The organism is Neobacillus phoenicis, from assembly GCF_047302305.1.
GTDB lineage: Bacteria > Bacillota > Bacilli > Bacillales > Cytobacillaceae > Neobacillus.
On record NZ_CP154847.1, the window covers coordinates 4,539,486 to 4,564,691 of the forward strand.

Consider the following 25,206-nt stretch of genomic DNA (forward strand, 5'->3'; position numbering starts at 1 on the left):
AAGTTAATTTACTATGTTAATATTGTAATCCTTAAACCATGTATGAAGCTGCACAAGGTAGGCCAATAATTGTGGACCTGTCATCAACTGACCAAACCATGGCTCCTGAAAGGATTTACCTCCCGAACGTACAATCCCTTCTAACTGGTCTTTTTGGAAGAATTCATGTAGAACGGAAGATTTATCTTGGAGGATTTTTTCCATCCATTTCTGAATGGCCATTGTATATTCAGGATTGTGTGTCTTTGGATAAGGACTTTTCTTTCGGTAAAGGACCTCCTCAGGAATAATTCCTTCAAATGCTTTTCTGAGAATGCCTTTTTCCCTGCCGCGATACATTTTTAAATCCCAAGGGATATTCCAAACATACTCGACGAGGCGATGATCAGCAAAAGGAACCCTAACCTCTAGACTAGCCCCCATACTCATCCGATCTTTGCGATCAAGGAGTGTTGTCATAAACCAAGTCATATTAATATAAAATAATTCTCTTCTCTTTGATTCTTCTAAACTTTCACCATCTAGTTTAGGTGTTTCAGCAATCGCCTGTTTATATTGCTCCAAGCAATATTCATCTAACTTTAGTCTTTTCTGCCACTCAGGCTGCAGTAGTGCTTGCCGCTCATGGACAGATCGCATCCATGGGAAACCCGGTCGCTCTAAGTCCTGTTGACGATGGAACCATGGGTACCCCCCAAAAATTTCATCCGCACATTCTCCTGATAAACTAACAACAAAATCATTTTTGATTTCTTTGCAGAACCAAAGTAATGAGGAGTCGACGTCTGCCATTCCCGGAAGGTCTTTCACGTGAGTCGCTTCTAATAAATCATTTACTAATTGTGCTTGAGTTATTGTCTTATTATTATGCTTGGTGCCAAAATGATCGGTCATCATTTGAATGAATTTCCCATCCGCTTCCGGCTGGAATTCATTCGAAGAGAAGTATTGGTCATTACCCTCGTAATCAATTGAATAAGTATGAAGCTGCCCTTTTCCTTGATCCTCAAACCCCTTTGCAGCAATAGCGGTTATAATACTTGAATCAAGACCGCCTGATAAAAAAGTACACAACGGCACATCTGATACTAATTGTCTTGTGACGGCATCGGTAACCAAATAACGGACTTTTTCAGCGGTTTCCTCTGCATTTTCCTTATGTTCGGCACTCTTTACATTCCAATAACGCCATATTTTTAACCCATTCCTGGAAAAGGTTAAAGCATGTGCCGGTCTCAACTCTTTAATGCCTTTAAATATACCCGATCCTGGTGATCTTGACGGCCCTGCACCAAAGACCTCTGCCAGTCCTTCATGGTCAATTTCTGTTTTAATTTCAGGATGGGCGAGTAGCGCTTTAATCTCTGAAGCAAAAACAATTCCTTTTTTATGTTCTTTATAGAATAACGGTTTTACCCCTAAACGATCTCGTCCAATAAACAGTAGTTCCCTTTTTGAGTCCCAAACGGCAAAGGCGTATATCCCATTTAAATAATTTACGCACTCTTCTGCCCATTCTATATAGGCTGTTAACAGTACTTCTGTATCAGAATGACCATTAAAGGAATATCCTTTAGTATGGAGTATTTTGCGGATATCTTCAGTATTGTATAATTCCCCATTGTAACAAATGGTGTAATTAAAACCGTCTTTTTGTTTTGTCATTGGCTGTCTTCCCCCCTCAGGGTCGACAACAATTAATCGTTTATGCCCAAATCCAACATGCGTATCATACCAGATGTTAGTTTCATCAGGTCCTCTTCTTTCTAATGTATTGACCATTTTCTTAAGGGTTTCGGTTTCGTTCTTAATTGCTTTGTCAAAATCTATCCACCCCGAGATTCCGCACATTTATTTCACTTCCCTACTTTCAGATTATTAACCTTGATTACATGGTTCATTGTATTCAGCCCATGTTCATTGGTTAATTGTCCTACAAAAACGGAAGGGCTCTTCTCAAAAAGACAATTATCAAGACTATATGAAACCATTACTCCCTGGGCTTATTCTTGTGAGATTAGCTAACAAGGTTAAAAAATTTTTTTGAAATAAACAAGTTATAAAAAGACACAAAGATGTCTACAAAGAAGAATGAACGTAAATGGCATGGAGGTTAATGATGAATCGACAACAACGACTAAAGCTATACGATATCCAGCATCGGGCCTTTAACGAAGGAACTGTGGAACAAATTAATAATCAATGGATCTTTTTCGACGAGGAAACAGATGAAGCTACAATGTTAGAAGATTTTATTCATCAAGAAGTAGAGATTTTTCGCCTCAATCGTTGGAGGAAAGGTATTTTAAACGAACCAGGGAAGATCAAGTGCGGGAAGGAAGTTATATTATTTCGTGACCACGATTTAATAAGAATAAGAAAGCATTTAGTGTACTCACTTGAGAGACTTTTGGATGGAGTTAATGATGATGCCTTTTTTCAATTTATCACAACTTTAAACTCATTGAATTTCTCTATTTACGATTGTATTTATTGTTATAACCATTTATCTTTCTTGTCGGATGAACACCGGAAAGATGGTGTAAACTTCTTAGTATTCGATAATCAAGAGCAGATTTGTAACGTGCAGCATCATTTTTGCTACTTCGAAAAGGTCAATGACCGGTTTGAATTCACCTTAAATACCGGAAAACGGTTAATCATTGAAAAAATTATTTCTTAATAAAAAGGCTTGGTGCATTCCAGGCCTTTTTTATTATGGTATGAGTGTTAGCTTCCAATATATTTTGCGTAGAGTAATTTTGCTCGTACGATATCATTTGTTCCATGTATGAGGACACGTCCATCTTTGAAAATCACAATTGATAGATCTTCCTCCGGTGAAAACCTAAGCAAAAAGTCGTTACCAGACACTTTACCACTTCCCCTTAAATGCTCCGCAACCTTTTTCAATTCCAGCTCACGCTTATCTCTTGGATTAATTTGAACGGTATCTCGACCACAAAGCGTGGTATAGGCCACCTGATGTTCTGAAGTTCGGTCAAGAAAATCAAACTTCTTTTTTACACAACAAGGGCAAGCAGGGTTTCTTCCGTTGGATATATCCATTTGCATGGATATTAGATCCCAAATGTCAATTTGTTCCAAGTTAGGAGTAGTTTTTGCCCCTACTAATAGTTTGATTGTTTCCATTGCCTGAAAAGAACCAATGATATCCGTTAACGGGGACAACACGCCGACCGTATCACAGGTTTCACCTGTTGCTGTTGGAACATGGGGGAAAAGACATCGATAACAAGGTGTCTCCCCTGGTTTAATGACCGTAAACATTCCTCTAGAGCTTACAGCCCCCCCATGAACCCATGGAATTCCGTACTTTACTGATACATCATTAATTAAGAAGCGTGTGGTAAAATTGTCCGTCCCGTCCACAATGACATCAAATCCATTTAATAATTCTTCGGCATTATCAAGATTTATATCGGTGATGACCGCTTCCACTGTGACGGTTGAATTTATTTTATTTAGTCTGTTTTTTGCTGCAGCAGCTTTTGGTAAATTTAGTTTGGCATCCTCTTCATCAAATAGAGTTTGCCTCTGCAAATTCGATAATTCAACGAGGTCTCTATCTATAAGCCTAATGAGGCCAACACCTGACCGAACAAGATGATTTGCAATGACCGTACCAAGTGCACCCACACCTACAATTGCTACTCGACTCTTTAATAGCTTTAGTTGTCCTGCTTCACCAATTTCTTTAAAAAGTATTTGTCTGGAATACCGTTCTAAATCACTCATAATATTCCTCATTTCCTTATTAACTTGTTTACTATGAAAACAATATGTTTTTACTATTATCTTACCAAATTATTTTCTCTGCACCATTGAAAAATTTTAATTTTAAAAAAACTTAAAAGAAGTTATAATAAAATTGGATATATATCTAAATTTTGGAGAAATCTCTTATCTTACTATCTAATATGATAAGAGATTAGTAAATAATTTTATTGAAAGAGGGGGAAAAACTTTGAATCTAGGTGGTTTTAAGAACAAAGAAGTGTTAGTTGACTTAACCAATGGAACTGTTGATTACAGACCTATTAACGAAGAAGATGCGATTAAGTACATAGGTGGCCGTGGCCTAGGAGTTAAGTATGTACTTGATAACGGACCAGAAGTGGAACCGCTTTCCGAAGAGAACATCTTATGTTTTATGACAGGCCCGGTGACTGGTTCACGCTCTTCCATGAGTGGACGTCTTTGTGTTGTTACGAAATCTCCACTTACAGGAACAGTAACTGATTCACATATCGGCGGATGGACTGCTGCACGTTTGAAGTGGGCAGGAGTCGATAATCTTATCTTCTCAGGAAAAAGCGATAAGCCAGTATACCTCTATATTGAAGAAGGAAAAGCTGAGCTTCGCGATGCTTCTAACTTATGGGGAACAAGCACTAGAGAATTTATTAAAGCAATGAAAGATCAGTATGGTGAAGATGACCTTAGTGTTATGACCATTGGTCAAGCGGGTGAAAACACTGTTCGCTTTGCTTCATTTATCAATGAACATGACCGTTCAGCAGGACGTGGTGGTACAGCTGCTGTTGCAGGCTATAAAAAATTAAAGGCTATTGTCATTAAAGCAGCGCAAAAAGGAAATATGCCACAGCCTAAATTAGACAGTGAGTATAAAGAAGCGAACAAAAAAGCTGTAAAAGCAATTCTAGATGGCGGATTAACTGCACCTAATAAGGGCGGACTTTCTGTTTACGGAACCAACGTATTAACGAATCTTATTAATGAGGTAGGAGCTCTTCCAACTAAGAACTCTCAATTAACACACTGGGATGAAGCAGAAAAACACAGTGGTGAGTATGTAAACACACATTTACGTGTTGCCAACAATACCTGTCATGCCTGCCCAGTCGGTTGTAAAATTGAAGTAGAAGTAAAAGATGGTAAGTATAAGACACGCGTAGAGAGTATTGAATTTGAATCTGCTTGGTCACTTGGCTCTAACTGTCTATTAAGTGATGCAGAAGCGATTTCATATATGATTGACCGATGTAACGAGTATGGTCTCGATACCATTGAGCTTGGCCATTGCTTCTCTGTTACTATGGAAGCTTTCGAGAAAGGTATCATTTCAGAGGAGTTAATCTGGGGAGATGCTGATTCCATGATCGAATTAACGAAGAAAATTGCTTTCCGTGAAGGATTTGGCGGTATTCTTGCCGAAGGTCCTGCACGCGCTACTGCATCTTGGGGAGCTCCTGAACTATCTATGTCTGTTAAGGGCCAATCTATCCCTGCATATGACCCACGCGGAATTCAAGGGATTGGATTAGGATATGCAACTAGTAATCGCGGTGCCTGTCACCTCCGTGGCTATACTGTAGCAAGTGAAATTGCTGGGATTCCGGAACCAACCGACCGCCTAAAACCAGAAGGTAAAGGTGAACTATTAAAGATATTCCAAGATATGCTTGCTTTCTCTGATTCTATGAACATCTGTAAGTTCTCTTCATTCTCTGAAAATGCAGAGCATTATGCTGAGCAGTATAGTGCTATGACTGGCGTTTCTCTGACAGCCGAGGATGTCATGAAGGCTGGAGAAAGAATTTACAACCTTGAGCGCCATTATAATAACCTAGCAGGTTTTAATAAGCGGGAAGATGATTTCCTTCCAAAACGCTTTACAGAAGAACCAGCATCGGGTAATAGTGCCGGACATGTAAGCCGTATGGATATCATGCTTGAAGAATATTATCAAGTCCGCGGCTGGAAAGATGGCGTAGCAACAGAAGAAAAGCTTCGCGAATTAGGGATTATTGGACCTGAGGTAACTCCAACAATCTAGCATTAAAAAAAGAGGAAGACTCCAAATTTTGAGTCTTCCTCTTTTTTTTAACCACCAATTCTAGTAGTTTTATAGCGGTAATTTTTAATAAGCTCTTCAAGTTCACTATCGTTCGGTGCAATAAATCGAATCTGGACTGAATTGACTTTAAATACAGAGGTGAAGGCAATTTCTTCTTCGGATAAAATTTGCCCACTCCATTCATCAGCTTTATAAGTGTAAGGAAACGTGTCAGTTACTAGAGTTGCTCCAAGTTCTTCAAAATACATGCCAAGGTGTTCCCGGTTAATTCCGCGAAACTCTAATTCTTTCATTTCCATATTAACCACCTGCAACGGGCGGAAAGAGGGCAAATTGATCCTTTTCATCTACTTTCGTCTGAAGGTCATCAAGATGGATGATATTTTTGCCATTCACATATACATGAACGAATGGAAGGAGTGTTTTCTCAGAAGTAAATATTTCATCTTGTAGCTCTGGGAACATTTCGACCATCTTATCCAAAACATCTATGACTCGATCACCATCTGGCTGTACTTCTACAGTTACCCCACCACATATTTGCCGAAGATTAGCAAAAACCTTTACAATCATTCAATTTCTCCCCTCTCTCTAGTAAAGGGGACAGTCCCCCACTGCGCTAAAGCGCTGGGGGACTGTCCCTCTTTTTTTAAGGATGTAAAAATGACATAGGCAGTTTTACAAAGCCTAGATATAAAACAAGTAGGAAAGCAACAATAAACTGGATCCAGAAAACTGATGTATTTCTGTTATTTTTTACACGTCCAAGAATCATTTCAAATAATCCAATCACCCATAGTCCTACAACTGCTTTTAAGATATACCAGACATCAATTGTATGAACCATGAAAAGAAGTCCTAGACCTGAAGCAATAATAAGTATGTATAATACTCGTAAAATCATTTGTACAATTTTTGCGCCTTTAGCATTTCCACCTTTAAGTAAGGAAAGTGCAACAAAAAATAAAATTAGGGCTAAAACCCAAGCTGTAATATGACCGTGAATCATTTAATGGCCTCCTTAAGAGTGTTATTAGAGACTATCATACCATAGGCAATTCAAAAATACGAAGATTAGTATGTCTAAATAGTAACAAACTTAGATACCTTTATTTTTCTATCGTATTTGTTAATGTCCCAATACTTTCTACAAAAATTTCCATCTGATCTCCCGGCTTTAAAAATCTCGGAGGGTTATATCCTTTCCCTACCCCTGCTGGAGTTCCAGTTGCAATAATATCTCCCGGTTCAAGTGTCATGCCAGCTGAAAGAACAGAGATTATTTCTTCAATTGGAAATATAAACTTCTCCGTGTTAGAGCTTTGTCTTACTTCACCATTTACTCTTGTCTCAATATGTAGGTGGTTAGGATTTTCAATTAAGCTTTTATGCACAATCCAAGGTCCCATTGGACAAGTAGTATCTAAACTCTTCCCTATGAAAAATTGCTTATGCTTAGCTTGAAGGTCTCTAGCAGTCACATCATTAATAATGGTATAGCCAAAAACATAATCAAGCGCTTCTTCTTTTTGGATTCCTCTTCCCTTTTTCCCAATAATGACAGCTAGTTCTCCTTCATAATCAAGTTGATCCGTTACTGCTTGATGATTTAATACGGTTGCATCCGGCCCAGTAACAGTAGTAGGGGCCTTCGTAAATACCATAACATGTTCTGGTATATCGTCAGCACTTCCCAATTCAAGCGCATGTTCAACGTAATTCTTTCCTACACAAAAGATATTCTTGCTTGGCCTTGGTATAGGAGCGAGCAAGGTGACTTCTCCGATAGGAAGATAATAGGTTTCAGTTTTCCCACTAGTTTCTACCCAATCCAGCAGGTTTTGAACTTGATCAATAAAAGTGTCGCCTAGTGCAATACACTCTTGCATAGTATCAGAAAATGCCTTATTACCAGTCCTTGCTTCCTCTGTTGTATTTAATAATAAGACCTTTTTATTCTCAGCATCTACTACCCCAACAAAGTTTTCATGATTTTGTTGAACTGTTACAAATCTCATAATTATCACCTCAAAATAAATTCATTACTATTATCATAATAGAATAAACAGAACAATCTAACAAATTAGTTGCACAATAAACCACTTGCTGCATCAGCAAAGGGTTTATCCATTTTTAAAAGTTTCAATAACTTGAATAACTGCAGGGCCCAACAATACGATAAATAAACTAGGAAAAATAAAAAGAACTAAAGGAAAGAGCATTTTTATTGGAGCCTTCATTGCTTCTTCTTCGGCCCGCTGTTTTCGCTGTTCTCTCACTTCATTAGCAATAACTCTCAACACTTGAACCATCCCAATTCCAAGCTTTTCCGCCTGAAGAACACTGCCAATGAATGCTTTTATTTCATCTACATCCAGTCTTTCTTTGATCCCCGACAAAGCCTCTCTTCGAGTTTTACCCAGACGAATTTCCTCCAAACAGCGATGTAACTCCATAGCTAGAGGACCTTCCTTTTTTGCCACTACTTTAGTGATCGCTGCATCAAACCCCAGTCCTGCTTCTAGACTAACTGTCAGAAGGTCTAATATATCTGGAAACTCTCTTAGTGCCATATGGTTCCTTACCTTTGTTTTTTGCTTTAAATAGAAATGGGGGACGAAAAAACCAACAAGGATTCCAAAAATAATAAAGACTATAACTATACCTTTTCCAGCATCTAATATAGCACCGTAACCAAAAAAGATAAGTGGAAGGACAATAATGGAAATCATCTGAATTAATCGGAAATCAACAGCCGTCATGCCAAAGGGACTACCTGCCATTTGGACCTTCTTATCAATTTTGGCTTCTTTTTCCCCTGGCATTCTCTTTTTAAAACTCTTTTTAAATTCTATAAATAAAGGCATAATAAATCGTTTATAAAAGGACAGATGTGTTTCTTCATCAACCTCAGGTATCTTCTCTTGTTCATTATTTAATATAAAGAAATTTAGCCGTTCTTGAACTGACTCCTTTTTTTGGTTTTTTAGATTAAAAATACCATAGATACCTAAAGTGACAGTTAAAAATAGTGAAAGGTAAATCATCTCCTACACCTCGATGGTAGTGATTTTTTTAATTAAAACAAAACCGATAATACCTGAAATTACACCTGCTCCAACCATTGCCATTCCAATAGGATTATGAAAAAGTCCTCCAATATAATCGGGCTGGATTAAGTAAAGAAGAAAACCAAGAATGACTGGTAATAAGGCAATGACATAGCCTGACAAACGCCCCTGGGCTGTAAGAGTTGTAATTTGTCTCTGAATTTTTGTTCGGTCCCGAATTGTTTCGATAATCTTATCAAGTACTGTAGCAAGATTCCCCCCAACCTGCCGCTGGATTAAGATTGCCTGAATCATCAAATCTAAATCCTCACTTGGCATTCGTTCGTACAGATCTTTGAGAGCATCTTCAATCCCTTTACCAAATTGCATTTCCTTAATAACATAATCAATTTCTTCTTTAATAGGGGCCGCCGCTTCTTCTGCCACCGACTTCAAAGCCTGTGGAAAGCTAAAGCCTGCTCTCAAACTTCCCACGATGGTAGTAATCATGTCTGCAAGTCCTTCATTGAACTTTGTAATCCGTTCCTTTTGTTTCTTCTGAAGATACCATTTGGGGAGCAGGAAACCAATGACACCACCAAAAGGGAGAAATAACCAGTTATCCGTTAATAGGTAGAATACTCCACCCATAAACGCCGTTGAAATCCATTGGAAGAGAATATATTCTTCAGGTTTTAACGGCAAACCTGCTTGGGCTATTTTTAATTCAAGCCGATTGTTCTTTTCTTTCGTTAGAACCTTCTTCTGAACTCTTTCTTTCATCACTTTTATAAAAGAGAGTTGTTTGCCATCCACTTTTTCTCTGCTTAACTTTTCTTCTTCCTCAATGGATAGGTAATGCTGCATTCGACTTTGTAATTTATTTTCCGACCGAAAAAACAACTTAAAAATAAATAGAAAGAATAAAGTGGATGAGAGTAAAAAGAAAAGTAAGAGCAGGGGCATCATTTTCTCCACTCCTCTTGATGATCAATAAATACTGATGCTGGGATATGAATACCAGAAGCCTCCAGCTTCTCATAAAATTTCGGCCTTACTCCCGTTGGGACCAGCCTGCCTATAATTTTACCCTCAGAGCTCAAGCCTTCTTGTTGAAAGGTAAAAATATCTTGAAGAACAATAATATCGCCTTCCATCCCTTGTACTTCTGTTATATTAGTAATTTTTCTCGAACCATCTTTTAAACGAGATTGTTGGATAATTACGTCAATGGCACCTGCTATTTGTTCTCTAATTGCTTTAATAGGCAGGTCCACACCAGCTAATAGAACCATTGTTTCTAGCCTAGAAATCATATCCCTTGGGCTGTTTGAGTGGCCAGTAGCTAGTGACCCATCATGCCCTGTATTCATGGCTTGGAGCATATCAAGGGCCTCTCCCCCTCGGACCTCACCAATAATGACTCTGTCAGGTCTCATCCTTAATGAGTTCCTAACAAGGTCTCGAATGGAAATCGCACCCTTTCCTTCAATGTTAGGTGGTCGGGATTCTAATGATACAACATGCTCTTGCCCTAATTGTATTTCGGCAGCATCCTCAATGGTGACGATTCTCTCATCCTCGGGGATAAAATTGGACAAGACATTTAATGTTGTTGTTTTCCCTGAACCTGTTCCACCACTTACAAACATATTTAATCTTGCTTTTACGCATGCATCAAGGAAAATAGCCATTTCCTCTGTAACGGTTCCAAAATTGATTAAATCCTCAATTTGATAAGGATCCTTTGAAAATTTACGTATGGTAATGGTTGGTCCATTTAAGGCCAAAGGAGGAATGATCGCGTTCACACGAGATCCATCTGGAAGCCTTGCGTCCACCATTGGTGAGCTTTCATCAATTCTTCGACCGAGTGGAGCAACAATTTTTTCAATAACGCTCATCACATGTTCATTATCACGAAATTGTACCGGTGTTAGAACTAGCTTTCCTTTCCGCTCACAATACACTTGATTTGGTCCATTTACCATAACTTCGGATACGTCCTCATCCAAAAGAAGCGGATTAATCGGACCAAAGCCTGTTAAATCATTTATTAGTTCATTAACGACTTTTTTTCTATCGATCTGACCACGGAAATCCTCATCCTCTTTAATAATGTCTACAGCCATACCATCTAGTTGCGGGATGATTTCGTCAATTTCCTGTTCTTTTAGCTCATGTAATATTTTTTTATGGAGTACATTCTTTAGTTCCTGGTTTTTGTCAAGTTGACGAACCTTTACTGTTTCTCTTTTACTTTCTTTTTTAGTCTCTTTGGATTTTTGTTCCCTAATGACCTGCCTAACTTCTAACATGGGTGAAGGAGTAGGACTTTCAAAAATGGTATCAACTTTTTTGGGTTCTGTAACGAATTGATTGTTCTTTTCTTGGATTCGATTTAATAACCCCATTCAATCAACCCCCTTACGATCGTTTCTTGGAAAACCATTTAGAAATAGAATGATTTTTTTTCAATTTAGGAGTAATCACTCTAGTCCCGCTGGATAAGGATTCTGCCATTTTAAATATGCCTTTTGCCACTTCTGATTTCGCATGTTTAACGACAAAAGGAACACCCAGATTAATGGATTGCGAACAAATCTGAAAATCATTAGGAATATAAATTGGATCCTCTGCAGCCAATATTTTTGCAGCATCCGTGGCATTTATGACACTTTCCATATTTGCTCTATTAATGATGATTCGAACCCTTTCTTTAAGTCCTAGAATTTCGAGTGTTTCTAAAAATAGTTTTGTATTTTTTAAAGAAGCCATCTCCAAGTTTGTGACAACTAAGATTTGATGGGCTCTTTCAATAAAACGTATTGATGGCTCGTTTAAGCCCACTGGTGTATCGACCACAACATAATCATGACCAGCCAGTAGAAGATCTACAATTTTATTAGCAGCTTCATTCGTAACTAAGTCAGCAAATTCCGGTCTCTCTGGCGCAGATAAAACGTTCACTCCGCTGTCATGCACGGCCAAATAATTGGTCAGGCTGTGTTCATCAATTGAACTTATTCCTTCTAAAACTTCCTTTATAGTAAGTGAAAATTTTAAATCCATTGCTAGGTTTACATCACCGAATTGAAAATCTCCATCCAAAACAGCGACAGAGGCATTCTTCTTCTTTAATGCTACAGCTAAATTTACGGTGAGTGTGGTACGACCAATCCCGCCTTTCGCACTGCAAACAGCAATCATCTTACCACGCTGTGGATCCATATTTTGTTGTGCTGTTTGCATATTATCCTGGCCTGTCATGAATCGTCACCTTCCATTACATATTGTTTTGACTTGTAATTGTTTCTTTTGTTCCTTCATCCATAATTGGGCGCTTATTTAGAATCAAGTGAATCTTTCCTTCTTCCGATGCTTTCACAAGCTTAAGTGCATCTTCAGGTTTTAGTTCTAATGTTACGGAACTGTATTCTGTATAAGGTTCCTTTTTCTGTTCAGGTGTCTGCATTTTTCTTCCTACAGCTAAAACCCTTGCTTTTTCAAGCAATAATTCTGATTGTGTAATAGGGTTACCAGTAGCATCTTTAGTTACTTTTGTAAAGATCACATCCACCTCATCCTCAGGCTCAATTAAATTGGAAACAGACTGGTTAATGTTCACTCCTACTGTCACGGCTCGATATCCTTCCATGACTTTCCTTGATACGTAAACCCCTTCTTCTTTCTCCGATCCAAGTCGGTGAGATAGTATGGTCTCCCCTTTTTCAATCATCGTTAATGCTAGTTTTCCTTCTGCTTCCGACACAGATTTTATCGTTTGTGGAAGTACATCTTTTGCCGATTTTTGTACCACTTCTAATTTTTCGTCCGTAATTTTTTCATTTTTATCTATTTTTTCTTTTGCCACTACCACTCCAACCGTTGCAACGGTTGAAACCTTTTGTGTACCCATTTGTTTCGTATTTTGAAAAAACAAAAATGTTGTGATCATTCCCATCACAAGTGAGAGAATTAATACCATTTTCGGCTTCAATTTGCTTCACCTACTCCGTTAATCGTATGCTGTATGCTCCTCTGTCCTTCGCACCTTCATCAAACGTCCCTGCTCCAGCCCTTTTTATGAAAACTCCACTTATTGAAGTATCTTTCGAACTCATTGGATCCGTAATATAGAAATAGGCAAAACCTGTGACTTTTACCTGTTTTAATTGATTACTAGAATAGTTGTAAGGTTTATAAACCGGGACAAGTATTATTCTTGAACAGCTACGTAAACTATAATCGCCGGGTGGCTGTGTACAACCATTTACTCGTTCTTGAATTACATCTCTTGTTTTACCAGCAATATTCCCTGTTTGCGTATCAATAATATCGCCAATCTTTAGTTCCTCTTGGTAGCCGTACCGCAAATTTTGTTCATAGGTTTTTGCTCCTGGTCCACTAAGTGCCAAGATGCCAAAATTCCCTGATGAAACTCCTGAAGAATCAACTTTCAATTGGTAAGTTTTGTTATATTCCAGAATCACACTCTCGTCGATCCCTAATGGAGCGGCACCTACTGCTTTTCCAATTGCTCCCAAACCTGCCGTAGCTCTGGCTGTAACGTCTGTTTTATCAAGACCAAATATTTTCATAAACGTTAGGTTTACTGTTTTCGTTAAGTGTATGGTAACTTTACTCCCCATGTTAATATCTAGATTTGATAACGTACTAGAAGATTTATGAGAGTCTAAAATGTATTGAACTGTACTAGTGACCTTTTGTTCCGTATTCGGCAGCTCCTGTGCACCTGAAAGAACGGCTGCATTTGCAACCTTTTGTAACTTCGCTTTTTCCATATACATTAGGCTTCCATCTATCGCCAGACCTGCCATGGATAGAATTGTCATTAGCGAAATTGCACCCAGGATGAGGACATTCCCTTTTTCATCCTTTAGGAATCTAATAAAAAATTTTCGCATTTTTATCCCTCACTCTACGCGAATCGTTGAACTTGTTTCGATGGCAAAATTAGAGGGGAAGAACTTAGAAATCAAAGGTGTCAAAAAGTTCATCGGATACGTTAGCTTTACTGTTACATAGTCTCCCGAACGCCTGACTGTATCCGCTGGAGTAATATTCACCTGTAATTTTGTCTGGTCCCCTAAATGCACGTATTGGTGGGCGAAAGTTGAAATATCAGCATCCTTCTTACCTAGACCACCTAGCCTAACCGTTTCCTGCGCAGCCATTTGCAAGTGCGCATAGGAATAAATCACTCTACCGAAATCTAAGATTCCTACCAGAATCAATAGAAAAATAGGAATAATTAGCGCTGTTTCCACCAAAGATTGGCCACGCTCATCCTTTTTCATAAAGAAATGACTCCAGGAAAGTAAGCTTGAAAGATGGCCCCTGCAGCGATGGCTACCCCGTAAGGAAGAGTGGTTTTGACCGAATCATTCTCCTCGAGTAAGGAAAGTCTCATCCCATGCCGCAGACCATGCATTAGGTACAATATTTTCTTTAAAAATCCTTTACGATAAAAAATAAATAGGATGGCCATAATCCCTCCTGCCAATGCCATGTATATTGATGCCATTAATACAAAACTGATACCTTTTAAACCGCCAATTACTGCAAGGAGTTTTACATCTCCCGCCCCCATTCCTCCAAGGAGATAAGGGATTAATAAAATCCACAAACCAACTACCGTACCAAGGAGCGCCTCTGCTAAGCCATGCCACCCACCGGTAATGGCGTGAACAATCCATGCTATTATCAAAAAGGGAAATAAGACCTTATTATATATTTTTCGTTCCTTTAAGTCGGTAATTACACATATGATTAAGAGAATAATTAATAAATAGGTACTCCACACATAAACTCCTCTCCTTTCCTTATAGAAGTTAAAGTACAGCGCTTAATTTATGTTTAAAGAAAAACAGCCTCACGTTTGTTTCGCACGCAAGGCTGTATTAGAAATTCAGTTTCTAGATTATTAACTATTAATCAACCTTCTCCGCCTGCACCAGCCTCAATTAAAGCGTCCTTAGCATCCGTAAATAACTTAACAACTTGATCTTTCATTATTAATAGTACTGCTACAGCGCCAACCGCAATTAGTCCTAAAACTAACCCATACTCAGTCATACCTTGTCCTTGTTCTTCAGTAAATAAAGCTTTCATTTTTTTCATCATTTGTAAAAACCCCTTTTCAATTTATAGTTAAATAGTTTCCAATTTTTGTTTCTGTTTTTTGAATCATGCCTGCTGGCAATTCTAATACTGACTTTGCTCTTTTGTGATACTTTCCTACTGTTGCAGGCTTTACCGTTTCGTCCAGGCCTACAATTTCAAAATCTTCACTTAAGTAAAGGACATCGATGGAATAATTCATGAAGAATGTGTGAATGGATTGGCAGGGTCGAATTAACAAGCCGTGTCCTGCTGGTAAACTTTTCGAAAACATCAGCCCTTTTAATCTTTTAAAAAAGGTATCAGCTGTTGATAGATTGTTTGCCAGTTCCGCTCCGTTTGACAGATTCACGACTTTCACGTATTTCACCTCCGAATAAAAGAAATAACCCCGCCTTTACCGAAAGGGGGGTTAGTAAAATAGACTGACTAAATAGACATAGGAAACCTATGAGTAAATAGTAGTACTAATATGAAACACCCTGTTCTTTCGGTAACTGGCTGGCGTAGTGCAAAAGCACCTTAGCCCCTTTAGCTTTGCGTCACTGATTTTCATCAGTTTTGCCTTTATCGAGAATCAGTGTTTGTTTGTCCGACTGATCTCTTAATCACATAATAGAACTTTTTTCCCTCAGAGAGCATCCTACTAAAATACTATTTTTAGTCGAAAACACTAGGTAATTATACCTATTTTCGACTTATACCCTTATAAAATCGACATAAAATTCGTATATAATCCTCAATTTACCTCCCTTGCCAATTTATTTAGGCGAATCATTCACCATACAATCGCCCATACATATAATTTATAGATACCAATAAAAAGGATGTTGATCATGCCAGCCATCGTTGGAGTTGCACAGGTTATTACCCTTGGAAGCAGTTCAGTTTTCCATATTGGTGATGTGTATAAAATTATGCCATTTTCTACTGCCAAAACTTTCTCTGGAGCTGGTTCCTTTAATACAGGGGAGAGTTTACGTCTAAACAACAACATGAGTTCTACAAATACATCAGACCAAGATGGAATCGATCAACCAATTACCCTCAACGCATAATAAATGGGTGGTCTAAAATGAATTACTATATTCAGCAGTCAATTCAAATTAGTTTTATAAGAATTGGAAGTATTTCCAATTCATCTGTTATGCAAATTGGAAGTGCTGGAATGATAAAACCTTCAGCATATCTATATAATACCGGTGGATTTACAGCTCCAGCACCTAAGCCAATAAAAGCTATAGGAAGTTTAGTAGGTACACCAGCCGTTCCATTACAGGCAGCTGTTAGAAAACATGAAAACACAGACAAATAATCCTTTCCGTTTCTTTTGGGTTCTTCGAGACTATCTATTGTGAGGTGATATCATGTATCAGGATTATTCTCAATATCTTCAATGGCTGCAAATGTATATTCAAGCACAGGAAAAGAGGATCGTTACCTTGGAGGCTACCGTTCAAAAAATGCAAGAAGAAATGAAGCAAATAAAGGAGAAGCAGCCTATTCGAGTCGATAAAATTGAATATAAATTTGATCAATTGAAGGTAGAAACTCTTGAAGGAACCTTAAACATCGGCCTTAATCCTTCCGATTTGTCTGAAATTGAAGACTTTGCGGTACAAAATCAATCATTAAACGTTCCTCCACCACCAAAAGATCAAATGCAGAGATCTATGAAAATTGAAGAAGCCATTTACCGATATCTTGAAACAGATTTACCTTCAATAGTTGAATACACCCAAAGAGAATTAGAGGTCCCACCAAATGACGCCTACTTATCCTTTATCAAGCAGGATATTACTAAACAGTTACCTAACAGAGTCGAACAACATTTAAAAATGAATTTACAAAATAACCGTTCAGCGGAGAATGAAAATATAGATGACATAATTATCGAATCGATTAAGCAGGAGATAAAAAATGGTGTGGCTATTTTCTTCAAGAACCTGCCAGAACACGTGAAAGGGATGAAAGCAGAATGAACTTTGAAGTCTATAATCGAGAAGCTTAACGTCCAAAATATAAAAATTATTGGGGTTGCCAGCTCATCATTAGTCTTGGTAGGCGATACGGAATCGATTCAATTAGCCTCGACTTTTGATACCCCACCTGAATCTTTAATCATTGGACCTTTTGTACCGCTGCAATCGGACGTGACTTGATCATGCTTACAAGAACATCATGTGTAGATGCAATCAATATAGACATCGTTTCGTTTGCTTCTATCCTCCAGCTAGGAGATTCCTGTATTATTAATGGATTTTCTAAAGCACTCGCTGTACAAAGGGAAGCAGAACAGTTTTATGGGAATGAAGGGGATCTTATTTCCTATCCTGTCTTTTCCGAACCAATTCCTTTCGAATCAATTAACGAGTACTTCTCATTCTCTCAGCATCACTTAAATCCAGTTATTAAGGTTCATAACATTGATATCATCGCAATTTCATCTTCCTCCCTGTTACACGTAGGTAATAGTCAGCATGTTTCGATGGAGGTCCGGGTAAAGCATTTCAGACAGCTTCTTCCTGTTCCTAGAGAGGAAGATCAAGAACAAGGACAATGATCCCCGCATAGGTTAGATATTATATGGAATCAGCCAAGGAAAAGGATGTTTTTGATGCCAGCGATTATCGGTCCAGTACAAATCGTTAATGTAGGCGGAGGAATTGTGCAGTTTGGGGATGCCTTATATATTTCACCGAAAAGCGGCTCCAAAACTAATGCAGGTTCAGGAGCATTTAATACTGGGGGATTCATTATAACCAATAATGGATTAAGCGGTACGAATGTTCTTGATACAAACCTTATTGACCAGCCTATAGCGGGTAATAATTAAAAAAATGAGGATGACTCAATGTCAGCCTCATTTTTTTATTATCTTTATTTATTAACCTTTAAAATATGGGCTCCATCAAAGAAAAATAGATATCTTTCTACAACATTTCTTTTCCAAATCTGTTCAATTGCCCTTGTATATAAATTAATTTGCAGCTTGTAACGTTCTTCAAGGATAGGTTTTGCCTGTGAAAAACCACCCTTATATCTGTCTGTAATACCATCAGATTTATAATCAATTAATACCAATCCGTTTTCATCTTCAAGAATACAATCGATAATACCTTGTACAAAAACTGCTTCCTCTGTATCTTTCCAATTTGGGTAAACTTCTCTTGCAGGAAGCGAGAGTGTGAACGGGATTTCCCTATGAATAGCTTTTGCATGAAAATATCTTTGCCCCAATTCTGAATGAAAAAACTGAACAATTAATTTGCAATCAATAACCTCAGCTTGCTCTGGGGTTAGCAACTCATTCTTTACCATCCAATCAAGCTGATTCTTTATCGACTCTTCGCTAACTGGTCTTGATAGGTCCACATGCTGCATCACCATATGCATGGCTGTCCCCCGCTCAGCAGGGCTCAACTGTTTTTCCTGCATAAACTTAGGTCTCTTTGAGATGGTCTTCTTAAATTGTCGAACAAGTTCTGTACCGCTATGTTCATCCGCTATTTCCCTGCTCCGCTTGATTTCAGAAACCGATTGCTTTGAACGATGAATCGCTGCGCTTGGATAAGAATATTCCCATGTTAATCGGTCTTGTATTTCCTCAGCAAAAAGGGATTCTACTGGTACTGGCTCTGCCTTTTGTACCATCTCCATAAAGTGGTCTTGTTCCAGTTCAAGCGTTAGTTCCTGTTTTTTGATTTCTTCCGCATTTAGTAATGAAATGTTCCATGAAGAAGGATGATTGGTAATTTCTGATGGAACTAGTATATTGACTTCACCTCTAGTTCGCAATTCGCCGCAGTCTTGATGGCGAATAAGTGCAGGACCTATCCAATCGATGTAGCTATTTGCTGATGCCCTTTCATAATCCTTTAACAGCCATTCTGTATTAGATGAGACATCATTCCACTGATCGATTTTTTTTAAGGCATCTTTTAAGGTGGCCGTTGCATATAGCTTCTCTTTTGCCCTTGTCATTGCCACATATAATACACGCATTTCCTCGGCGAGCATTTCCATTTTCTTCTTTCGCTTAAAAGCAATTTGTGGCAGCGACGGATATGATATACGCTTCTTTATATTGACATACTTTGCAGCAAATCCATATTCTTTATCTAGCATATATGGTTTACGAATATCGGACAAATTAAATTGTCTTGCCATTCCTGCCATAAATACGACCGGAAATTCGAGCCCTTTACTGCTGTGGATGGTCATAACCCTCACAACATCCTCCTGCTCACCTAAAGCTCTAGCAGCGCCTAAGTCATTCCCTCTTTCAATCATTCGTTCAATAAATCGTAAAAAGCGGAATAACCCACGGAAAGAGGTTTGTTCATATTGCCGTGCTCTGTCATAAAGAGCTCGTAAATTAGCTTGGCGCTGTTTTCCACCCGGCAAACCGCCTACAAAATCATAGAACTGAGTATCACGATATAACTGCCAGATTAGCTCCGACAGTGAACCTCGTCTTGCCATGGAACGCCATTCTGTTAAAGCATCATAAAAGCGTCGGACTTTTTCATAAAAGGTTTCAGTTGTCTCGTCAGGCTTGCTTTGACAAAAAGCGGTAACAGCATCCCAGAAGGACCCCTTTTTCTGGTGAATCCGGATTTTAGCAAGTTGCTCTTCATTTAGACCGACGATAGGTGACCGCAGCACGGATGCAATCGGGATATCCTGGGAAGGATTATCAATCACTCGGAGCAAGGACATCATAATCGCTACTTCGGTTGCTTCAAAATATCCAGTGGATAAATTAGCGTAGATAGGGATTCCTTGCTGTTTAAATTCCTCCATAATTTGCGGTGCCCACGTCATGGACCTTAGCAGAATGACAATGTCTCGGTACATTAACGGACGGTTCGTCTTCGTTTTCGTATTATAAACAGGTGAACCCTGTTGGACTAATTCTTTAATTTTAGCAGCCATTACTCTGGCTTCAAGCTGAGATTGTTCAAGTTCTGCTGCATCAAATCCAGCCTGGGACATTTCAGCCACTGCTTCTGTTTCCTCAGGCGTTTCTTGTGATTCAGCATTTTGATCGATAAGAATCAGCTCTACAGGAAATGGTTCCTCGTCTGGATACGGTGCCCCATTCCGCAGTTCTGCTGCTTCATCGTATTCGATTTCACCAACTCTTACACCCATGATTTGTTTGAATAAATAATTGGTCGCCTCGAGTACTTCTTTTCTACTTCTAAAATTTCGTGCCAAATCAATTCGCAATCCTGTTGATTCACCAGTAACAGTAAATCGATTATACTTGCCTAAAAACAGGTTTGGCTCTGCCAACCGGAACCGGTAAATGGATTGTTTCACATCCCCGACCATGAACAGGTTGCCAAATTGCTCCTCATCCTTTGTCACTAGCTTCAGTATTGTTTCTTGCACCATATTTGTATCCTGATACTCATCACAGTAGACTTCTTTAAAATGTCTCCGGTATGCAAGTGCTGCCTCTGAAGGCTGAAATTCACTTTCACTGGAATTTTCCCCCGTTAATATTTGCAAACAAAAATGCTCGAGATCGGCGTAGTCCACTAAACCTTTTTCTCTCTTTGCTTTTTCAAACCGCTCAGCAAAGTCTTTTACAAGATAGACAAGTGTTTCAATTAACGGTTTCATTTCTTCCATATCACGCAAGAACCCATCTGGCTTACGCGAAAAGAGTTCTTCACCGATATCTTGAATTTTCTTCTTCGCTTTTTCACGAAGTTTTTGGGCCTTCTCTGCTAATTCCTTATCGAAGTGATCACCCTTCACTGGCTTTGCACGTGAAAAGGACCAGGTTTGCATTGCTTGATATAATGTCTCCCAAGAAACTTCTTTCGCTTTTATTAGGGTATCAATTACATGGAGATCATCTAAAAAATTCTCCGCCCTAGGTGCTGGGCCATTCGGAAGCTTGGTGATTTCCAAGCCCTTCTTTATCATTTCCTTTGCAGCTTCCAATTGTAATTCAATATCAAAAAGAAGGGCCTGGACAAATGGAAGATCTTCAATATTTGTTGTCGGAACAACGTTATACATATCGACAATAGATTGTAAATATTGCTCTGGTAACGGATTTGAACGGGCAAAATCATAAATCGATCGTACAATATCCTGTAGCGCATCGTCACTTCGATCACTCGTAAACGAATCAACTAGGTTAAAAAAGGCTTCGTTCTCTGGTTTGCCGTATTCTAATTCAAAAAGCTCGTCCATTACTTCATCTCTAATTAGCTGTGCTTCGGTTTCATCTGCGATTCGAAACCCGGGATCCACATCAATCAAGTAATAATACTTCCGAATAACCTCCATACAAAAAGAGTGAAGAGTGGAAATCGAGGCTTTATTTAGTAAACTGAGTTGCTTTCGCAAGTGCCGAGAAGCAGGATCCGCATCAATCGCTTTTTCTAACGCTTCTCCAATTCGGTGCCTCATCTCTGCAGCAGAAGCATTCGTAAATGTCACCACTAATAATTCATCCACATTGATGGGGTCATCGGTTGACAGAATCTTTTGAATGATTCTTTCAACAAGGACTGCCGTTTTTCCTGATCCTGCCGCAGCTGCTACGAGAATATCTCTATTCTTAGCCATAATCGCTTTCCACTGATCTTCGGTCCAAGTAGCATCTGCAGGTTTGGGAGGGATGAAAGAATTACTCATTTCCGCTCAACTCCTCTCGGATTAAATCAAGTACCTTATCATTTGATAATGGTGTAATCACACGGTAAGGGCTACTTTCAATTCCTTCATCTATTTGACAAACTGATTTATATGGACAGAAGGTACAAGCCTTTTTGTCCTTCTGTTTATATGGAGAAATCTCTACATGTCCATCGACGATAGCGTTCCCCGATTTCTGATACAGCGTCCTTACATAATCTCTTAAGTCATTAAAGTGCTCCATGCTAGCAACTTTTGAACGCTTGGTTAAATTACCATCCTTTTTAATTCCAGCAGATATAATGTGCGAATCACCTGATTCAAGTGTTTGGTCCATTAGTTTGATTACACTTTGATCACTTAACAATAAACCATTCATCTTAAATTTTTTCATAATTTCTGCTTCGATTTCATCCATCGTCAACAATTTTGTGGAGTTAATAAGCGGATTATGAACGTGAAAATAAAGGACACCTGCCGGACTTGCCTCCATCTCCACTAATTCCTTCGAGTAGGTCATAACAATATCCAAATAGGTGATCATTTGCAGGGAGAGACCATAATATACATCACTTAAATGAACGTCTTTTTCACTTGATTTATAATCAATTACCCTTAAGAACACATTATCGTCTTCACTCTTTGCTTGATCAACTCTATCAATTCGCCCAGCTAACTCCATTCGCTTTCCATTTTTCAACGGAAAACTTAATGGCGGCAGCTCCGCATTTGCTCCAAATCCCAATTCTAATCCGATTGGGGAGAATCCACTTACTTTTGCATGCTCACTTAACACAAGTGAAGCACGGGTAATAATTTGCTCTAATTTCCGCTTGATATAATGGTGCCTCTCGGAACTCAACAAAATCTCGTTTTGTAATTTTGGAGCTATGGCATTGACTGCTTCTTTGGATAATTCCTCACATTGCACTTTCGTTAACTGCGCCCATGAGATGTTTTGTGTATTAACTGTGTCAGAAATATACTTTATAGCCGCATGAAATAACTCTCCTATATCAGGCGCTTCCAAGCGGAAAATTTGTCTTTCCCGAAGCCTCAAACCATGCTGAACAAAATGAGTAAAAGCACAGCTATTAAACAATTCCATTCTCGATACACTCGCCTGTATGGTATCACCATATAATTCGTCTGCTACCTGTTTAGACAGCTGAACCGTCTGGTTTGTATAAAAAAGGCTCGAAAACACTTTTTTTGCCTTTTCCTTTCCCGGACTTTCTAAATAGTAGTTATATACATCCCACCAGAGGTTTGAAATCGGATAATTTCGTTTGTTCAGCTGTAGTTGGGAAGTCAAATAAGACAATGTTGTGGTGAAGTTTGTAATAAAGCTTAACTGGCTCTCTTCCGGCAATTCTGCTGGGTCTGAAACATAATAATGTTCTTTCGCCTCAGGGAACATGTCTTTTATCCTCTTGATATACGAAGAGGCAATTAGAGCTTTCCCCTCATCATTTGCTAATGGATAGGTTACGTAAAGCTCCTCAGCGGGTGCAGTAAAAGCTTTATAAGCTAGAAAATTCTCATCCAGCAAACGTGTTCGACTGCTTGGTGCAACGTTGATGCCTGCTGAAAGAAGCATTTCCCGATCTTCATCTGATAGTATTCCTTCTTCTGAAATTTTCGCTGGTAATACTCCTTCATTGACGCCAACCACGAAACAGACCTTGATATCCATTAATCTTGACTTCTCTAAGTCTCCGATTAGTACTTGATCTAGTGCAGGTGGAATCAGGGAAAAGTGTAAAGACTCAAATCCAGATTCTAAGATAGCAGCAAAGGATTTTAACGGGACCGGTTCGTCTCCTAAAATCTCTACATATTGATCTAATAAATCAATGACCGCATTCCACACCTGTTCGTGCTCTCGCATTTTCACGAGATTACCCTTTGCTTCTGCTTCTATTTTCCACTTTTCAAGCTTCTCAGGAATATCTAATTCTTCTAAAAATAAATAGATGGCTTCGCAAAGTTTGCGTCCATTATCAGACTTCTTTAATCGCCTTGAAAGGCGAAGAAGCGGCGCCGTTACCATTAACTTTAACTCATTTAATTCCTGCTCCATTTTGCGTTCGGCATCGGTTTGTCCATTTACATCTAACTCTAGCCCTCTAATTCTCCGGTAACTCCAGCGGTCCTTTTTGGTCCACTTACTTCCATTAATGCCGTAAGCAAGGACGTAATTTTCAAGTCTATCCATCTTCTCCCGCATTTTAATCGGATTTTCCTGTAAAGGATAGATTAATTCAGTTTTAATGACTCTGAAAATAGATTCATAGCGCCAGTATGTGTTAATGACTTCCAGAGTTGAGCGGATTAGCTCAATAAGAGGATGATTTAACATCGTCCGTTTTTGGTCAATAAAATAAGGAATCTGATAATCTTCGTATACTGGCTCAACAATTTCATGATAGTCTTGTCCGTTACGGATTAATAAGGCGATGTCACGGTAGCGGTACCCTTTTTCTCTAACTAAGCGTCGGATTTCTCTTGCAATACCTTCAATTTCAGCTCGACGGTTGACCGCTTGGCAAATATTGATTTCCGTCTTCCCATAAAAAGGATTTGCCGGGCGGGCATCAAAATTTCCCTCTAAGTGACGTAAGGAAAGATGACTCCATTTTTTTTGCTCTTGCAGGATAACAGGCTCCTCTACTTCTATCCCTTGAGCCCTTGCCAAATCATAAATGGAGTAGCAGGTCTCACTTGATAAACGAAACAAATCAAGCTCATCTGGTTCAGATTGTACTGATAGGTGCTCCGTTGTCAACGCGATGGAAACCCTTTGGCAATGTTTCATCAACTCAGTCAGCACACGATATTCCTGAGGGGAAAAGCTATAAAATCCATCAATATAGATTTCCGCCTCTTTCAAATAGGAAGAACTGGATATCTTCTCTGATAGAAGACGAAAATAATCCTCTGAGTCAATATATTTACCAAATATCTCCTCTTCAAATTTTTGATAAATGACTTCTAAATCCATTAATTTATCATTTAAGGCAGTTGAACCTGAGGTTTCTACTAATCCTGCTTGTTTTGGGGCTTGTATTAGTTCCTCTGGGCTAATGCAATACCTCTTAAATTCGATAATCATTTGCTCTACTTGCTGAACGAATCCAGTCTTATCTGCAGCCCTTTGAAAAAGCTTCAATTGATCCTTTTGCTCATCAATAATTTTTCGGATTAACATGTTAATTCCGACGTTACTTAAATGCACCCGGCTTATTCCGCCTGTTTCCTGAAGAATTCTCCATGCTAACCGGGAGAAGCTAAATACTTGTGCCCGAATCATTCCCCCAAGCTTTTGGTCAGTAGCTAAGCGGTATTCGGATAAGAATGTCATTTGGTCAGGAACAATATATATAATGGGAGTACCCTCTGGTTGATTGATCAGCCGATTGTGAATTTCGTCAAGAATCAGGGATGTTTTGCCGCTTCCTGATCGTCCAATTACCATTCTTAATGACATATGCCAACCTCACTTCC

Annotated in this window: 25 protein-coding genes, 1 pseudogene and 1 riboswitch; of the genes and pseudogenes, 8 read left to right on the forward strand and 18 right to left on the reverse strand. The window is 38.8% G+C overall.

Features of this window, described 5'->3' with window-relative positions; genetic code table 11:
• Positions 1–3: 3 nt before the first annotated feature.
• Positions 4–1,851: an asparagine synthase (glutamine-hydrolyzing) gene (asnB, locus tag AA0X95_RS23255; protein ID WP_413302119.1), complete on the reverse strand. Its 1,848-nt coding sequence runs from the start codon at positions 1,849–1,851 to the stop codon at positions 4–6.
• A 268-nt stretch (positions 1,852–2,119) separates the two neighbouring features.
• Here asnB and AA0X95_RS23260 point away from each other — a divergent pair, with 268 nt between their 5' ends.
• On the forward strand, positions 2,120–2,683 hold the full coding sequence (locus tag AA0X95_RS23260) for a DUF2777 domain-containing protein (RefSeq protein WP_413310197.1): 564 nt from the start codon (positions 2,120–2,122) through the stop codon (positions 2,681–2,683).
• 47 nt (positions 2,684–2,730) lie between these two features.
• On the opposite strand, the gene AA0X95_RS23265 is transcribed toward AA0X95_RS23260, so the two are convergent.
• Positions 2,731–3,759: a ThiF family adenylyltransferase gene (locus AA0X95_RS23265; protein WP_413302122.1), complete on the reverse strand. Its 1,029-nt coding sequence runs from the start codon at positions 3,757–3,759 to the stop codon at positions 2,731–2,733.
• Between the two features lie 229 nt (positions 3,760–3,988).
• Between AA0X95_RS23265 and AA0X95_RS23270 the strand changes: the two genes are divergently transcribed.
• Complete coding sequence (locus tag AA0X95_RS23270) at positions 3,989–5,821, forward strand: aldehyde ferredoxin oxidoreductase family protein (RefSeq protein WP_413302124.1); 1,833 nt, start codon at positions 3,989–3,991, stop codon at positions 5,819–5,821.
• A gap of 47 nt (positions 5,822–5,868) precedes the next feature.
• Here AA0X95_RS23270 and AA0X95_RS23275 read toward each other — a convergent pair whose 3' ends face one another.
• The 14 genes from AA0X95_RS23275 to AA0X95_RS23340 all read right to left on the reverse strand — a co-directional run bounded on the left by AA0X95_RS23275 (position 5,869) and on the right by AA0X95_RS23340 (position 15,397).
• Entirely contained in the window at positions 5,869–6,141 is a 273-nt protein-coding gene (locus tag AA0X95_RS23275; RefSeq protein WP_413302126.1) for a hypothetical protein, read from the reverse strand.
• Position 6,142: 1 nt separating this feature from the next.
• Positions 6,143–6,415, reverse strand: coding sequence for a ubiquitin-like small modifier protein 1 (locus AA0X95_RS23280; RefSeq protein ID WP_413302129.1), 273 nt, complete (start codon positions 6,413–6,415; stop codon positions 6,143–6,145).
• A gap of 76 nt (positions 6,416–6,491) precedes the next feature.
• Complete coding sequence (locus AA0X95_RS23285; RefSeq protein WP_413302132.1) at positions 6,492–6,851, reverse strand: YisL family protein; 360 nt, start codon at positions 6,849–6,851, stop codon at positions 6,492–6,494.
• Positions 6,852–6,951: 100 nt separating this feature from the next.
• Positions 6,952–7,860, reverse strand: a complete 909-nt coding sequence (locus AA0X95_RS23290) for a fumarylacetoacetate hydrolase family protein (protein ID WP_413302135.1) — start codon at positions 7,858–7,860, stop codon at positions 6,952–6,954.
• Between the two features lie 105 nt (positions 7,861–7,965).
• Positions 7,966–8,889: a type II secretion system F family protein gene (locus tag AA0X95_RS23295; RefSeq protein WP_413302137.1), complete on the reverse strand. Its 924-nt coding sequence runs from the start codon at positions 8,887–8,889 to the stop codon at positions 7,966–7,968.
• 3 nt (positions 8,890–8,892) lie between these two features.
• Entirely contained in the window at positions 8,893–9,861 is a 969-nt protein-coding gene (locus AA0X95_RS23300; protein ID WP_413302140.1) for a type II secretion system F family protein, read from the reverse strand.
• Positions 9,858–11,306, reverse strand: a complete 1,449-nt coding sequence (locus AA0X95_RS23305; RefSeq protein ID WP_413302143.1) for a CpaF family protein — start codon at positions 11,304–11,306, stop codon at positions 9,858–9,860. The genes AA0X95_RS23300 and AA0X95_RS23305 overlap by 4 nt, the downstream gene beginning before the upstream one ends.
• 13 nt (positions 11,307–11,319) lie before the next feature.
• Positions 11,320–12,162, reverse strand: coding sequence for an AAA family ATPase (locus AA0X95_RS23310; RefSeq protein ID WP_413302146.1), 843 nt, complete (start codon positions 12,160–12,162; stop codon positions 11,320–11,322).
• 16 nt (positions 12,163–12,178) lie between these two features.
• Complete coding sequence (gene cpaB, locus AA0X95_RS23315; protein WP_413302149.1) at positions 12,179–12,892, reverse strand: Flp pilus assembly protein CpaB; 714 nt, start codon at positions 12,890–12,892, stop codon at positions 12,179–12,181.
• Positions 12,893–12,902: 10 nt separating this feature from the next.
• Positions 12,903–13,820 carry a pilus assembly protein TadG-related protein gene (locus AA0X95_RS23320; RefSeq protein ID WP_413302152.1) on the reverse strand — a complete coding sequence of 306 codons (918 nt, stop codon included), beginning with the start codon at positions 13,818–13,820 and terminating at the stop codon, positions 12,903–12,905.
• Positions 13,821–13,829: 9 nt separating this feature from the next.
• Positions 13,830–14,213 carry a TadE/TadG family type IV pilus assembly protein gene (locus tag AA0X95_RS23325; protein ID WP_413302155.1) on the reverse strand — a complete coding sequence of 128 codons (384 nt, stop codon included), beginning with the start codon at positions 14,211–14,213 and terminating at the stop codon, positions 13,830–13,832.
• Complete coding sequence (locus AA0X95_RS23330; RefSeq protein ID WP_413302158.1) at positions 14,210–14,719, reverse strand: prepilin peptidase; 510 nt, start codon at positions 14,717–14,719, stop codon at positions 14,210–14,212. Before AA0X95_RS23330 ends, AA0X95_RS23325 begins: the two co-directional genes overlap by 4 nt.
• A 131-nt stretch (positions 14,720–14,850) precedes the next feature.
• Entirely contained in the window at positions 14,851–15,039 is a 189-nt protein-coding gene (locus AA0X95_RS23335) for a Flp family type IVb pilin (RefSeq protein WP_413302161.1), read from the reverse strand.
• A gap of 16 nt (positions 15,040–15,055) precedes the next feature.
• Complete coding sequence (locus tag AA0X95_RS23340) at positions 15,056–15,397, reverse strand: DUF192 domain-containing protein (RefSeq protein WP_413302163.1); 342 nt, start codon at positions 15,395–15,397, stop codon at positions 15,056–15,058.
• Between the two features lie 128 nt (positions 15,398–15,525).
• A riboswitch (cyclic di-GMP riboswitch) is annotated at positions 15,526–15,612 on the reverse strand.
• Between the two features lie 260 nt (positions 15,613–15,872).
• Between AA0X95_RS23340 and AA0X95_RS23345 the strand changes: the two genes are divergently transcribed.
• The 6 genes and pseudogenes from AA0X95_RS23345 (at position 15,873) to AA0X95_RS23370 (ending at position 17,872) form a co-directional block, all read left to right on the forward strand.
• Positions 15,873–16,094: a spore germination protein gene (locus AA0X95_RS23345; RefSeq protein ID WP_308080591.1), complete on the forward strand. Its 222-nt coding sequence runs from the start codon at positions 15,873–15,875 to the stop codon at positions 16,092–16,094.
• A 17-nt stretch (positions 16,095–16,111) separates the two neighbouring features.
• Entirely contained in the window at positions 16,112–16,351 is a 240-nt protein-coding gene (locus AA0X95_RS23350) for a spore germination protein GerPB (protein ID WP_413302166.1), read from the forward strand.
• Between the two features lie 52 nt (positions 16,352–16,403).
• A complete protein-coding gene (gerPC, locus tag AA0X95_RS23355; RefSeq protein ID WP_413302168.1) occupies positions 16,404–17,018 on the forward strand; it encodes a spore germination protein GerPC in 615 nt (204 codons plus the stop codon).
• Positions 17,015–17,198, forward strand: a pseudogene (locus tag AA0X95_RS23360) (spore gernimation protein GerPD). Before gerPC ends, AA0X95_RS23360 begins: the two are co-directional and overlap by 4 nt.
• Positions 17,199–17,200: 2 nt before the next feature.
• Positions 17,201–17,599 (forward strand): spore germination protein GerPE, encoded by a 399-nt coding sequence (locus tag AA0X95_RS23365; RefSeq protein ID WP_413302171.1) that lies wholly within the window; start codon positions 17,201–17,203, stop codon positions 17,597–17,599.
• Between the two features lie 54 nt (positions 17,600–17,653).
• Entirely contained in the window at positions 17,654–17,872 is a 219-nt protein-coding gene (locus AA0X95_RS23370; protein ID WP_308080596.1) for a spore germination protein, read from the forward strand.
• Between the two features lie 44 nt (positions 17,873–17,916).
• Here AA0X95_RS23370 and addA read toward each other — a convergent pair whose 3' ends face one another.
• Together addA and addB are read right to left on the reverse strand one after the other, a co-directional pair.
• Positions 17,917–21,699, reverse strand: a complete 3,783-nt coding sequence (addA, locus tag AA0X95_RS23375) for a helicase-exonuclease AddAB subunit AddA (RefSeq protein ID WP_413302173.1) — start codon at positions 21,697–21,699, stop codon at positions 17,917–17,919.
• Positions 21,692–25,189 carry a helicase-exonuclease AddAB subunit AddB gene (addB, locus tag AA0X95_RS23380; RefSeq protein WP_413302175.1) on the reverse strand — a complete coding sequence of 1,166 codons (3,498 nt, stop codon included), beginning with the start codon at positions 25,187–25,189 and terminating at the stop codon, positions 21,692–21,694. The genes addA and addB overlap by 8 nt, the downstream gene beginning before the upstream one ends.
• Positions 25,190–25,206: the final 17 nt, after the last annotated feature.

Excerpts from the sequence above, each read along its gene's own strand:
- AA0X95_RS23325 (WP_413302155.1), bottom strand. The coding sequence starts at position 14,213 with ATGAAAAAGGATGAGCGTGGCCAATCTTTGGTGGAAACAGCGCTAATT.
- AA0X95_RS23350 (WP_413302166.1), top strand. The coding sequence starts at position 16,112 with ATGAATTACTATATTCAGCAGTCAATTCAAATTAGTTTTATAAGAATT.
- AA0X95_RS23305 (WP_413302143.1), bottom strand. The coding sequence starts at position 11,306 with ATGGGGTTATTAAATCGAATCCAAGAAAAGAACAATCAATTCGTTACA.
- AA0X95_RS23335 (WP_413302161.1), bottom strand. The coding sequence starts at position 15,039 with ATGATGAAAAAAATGAAAGCTTTATTTACTGAAGAACAAGGACAAGGT.
- asnB (WP_413302119.1), bottom strand. The coding sequence starts at position 1,851 with ATGTGCGGAATCTCGGGGTGGATAGATTTTGACAAAGCAATTAAGAAC.
- gerPC (WP_413302168.1), top strand. The coding sequence starts at position 16,404 with ATGTATCAGGATTATTCTCAATATCTTCAATGGCTGCAAATGTATATT.
- addA (WP_413302173.1), bottom strand. The coding sequence starts at position 21,699 with ATGAGTAATTCTTTCATCCCTCCCAAACCTGCAGATGCTACTTGGACC.
- addB (WP_413302175.1), bottom strand. The coding sequence starts at position 25,189 with ATGTCATTAAGAATGGTAATTGGACGATCAGGAAGCGGCAAAACATCC.
- AA0X95_RS23310 (WP_413302146.1), bottom strand. The coding sequence starts at position 12,162 with ATGACAGGCCAGGATAATATGCAAACAGCACAACAAAATATGGATCCA.
- AA0X95_RS23300 (WP_413302140.1), bottom strand. The coding sequence starts at position 9,861 with ATGATGCCCCTGCTCTTACTTTTCTTTTTACTCTCATCCACTTTATTC.
- AA0X95_RS23365 (WP_413302171.1), top strand. The coding sequence starts at position 17,201 with ATGCTTACAAGAACATCATGTGTAGATGCAATCAATATAGACATCGTT.
- AA0X95_RS23275 (WP_413302126.1), bottom strand. The coding sequence starts at position 6,141 with ATGGAAATGAAAGAATTAGAGTTTCGCGGAATTAACCGGGAACACCTT.
- AA0X95_RS23370 (WP_308080596.1), top strand. The coding sequence starts at position 17,654 with ATGCCAGCGATTATCGGTCCAGTACAAATCGTTAATGTAGGCGGAGGA.
- AA0X95_RS23260 (WP_413310197.1), top strand. The coding sequence starts at position 2,120 with ATGAATCGACAACAACGACTAAAGCTATACGATATCCAGCATCGGGCC.
- AA0X95_RS23285 (WP_413302132.1), bottom strand. The coding sequence starts at position 6,851 with ATGATTCACGGTCATATTACAGCTTGGGTTTTAGCCCTAATTTTATTT.
- AA0X95_RS23265 (WP_413302122.1), bottom strand. The coding sequence starts at position 3,759 with ATGAGTGATTTAGAACGGTATTCCAGACAAATACTTTTTAAAGAAATT.
- AA0X95_RS23290 (WP_413302135.1), bottom strand. The coding sequence starts at position 7,860 with ATGAGATTTGTAACAGTTCAACAAAATCATGAAAACTTTGTTGGGGTA.
- AA0X95_RS23345 (WP_308080591.1), top strand. The coding sequence starts at position 15,873 with ATGCCAGCCATCGTTGGAGTTGCACAGGTTATTACCCTTGGAAGCAGT.
- AA0X95_RS23280 (WP_413302129.1), bottom strand. The coding sequence starts at position 6,415 with ATGATTGTAAAGGTTTTTGCTAATCTTCGGCAAATATGTGGTGGGGTA.
- AA0X95_RS23295 (WP_413302137.1), bottom strand. The coding sequence starts at position 8,889 with ATGATTTACCTTTCACTATTTTTAACTGTCACTTTAGGTATCTATGGT.
- AA0X95_RS23320 (WP_413302152.1), bottom strand. The coding sequence starts at position 13,820 with ATGCGAAAATTTTTTATTAGATTCCTAAAGGATGAAAAAGGGAATGTC.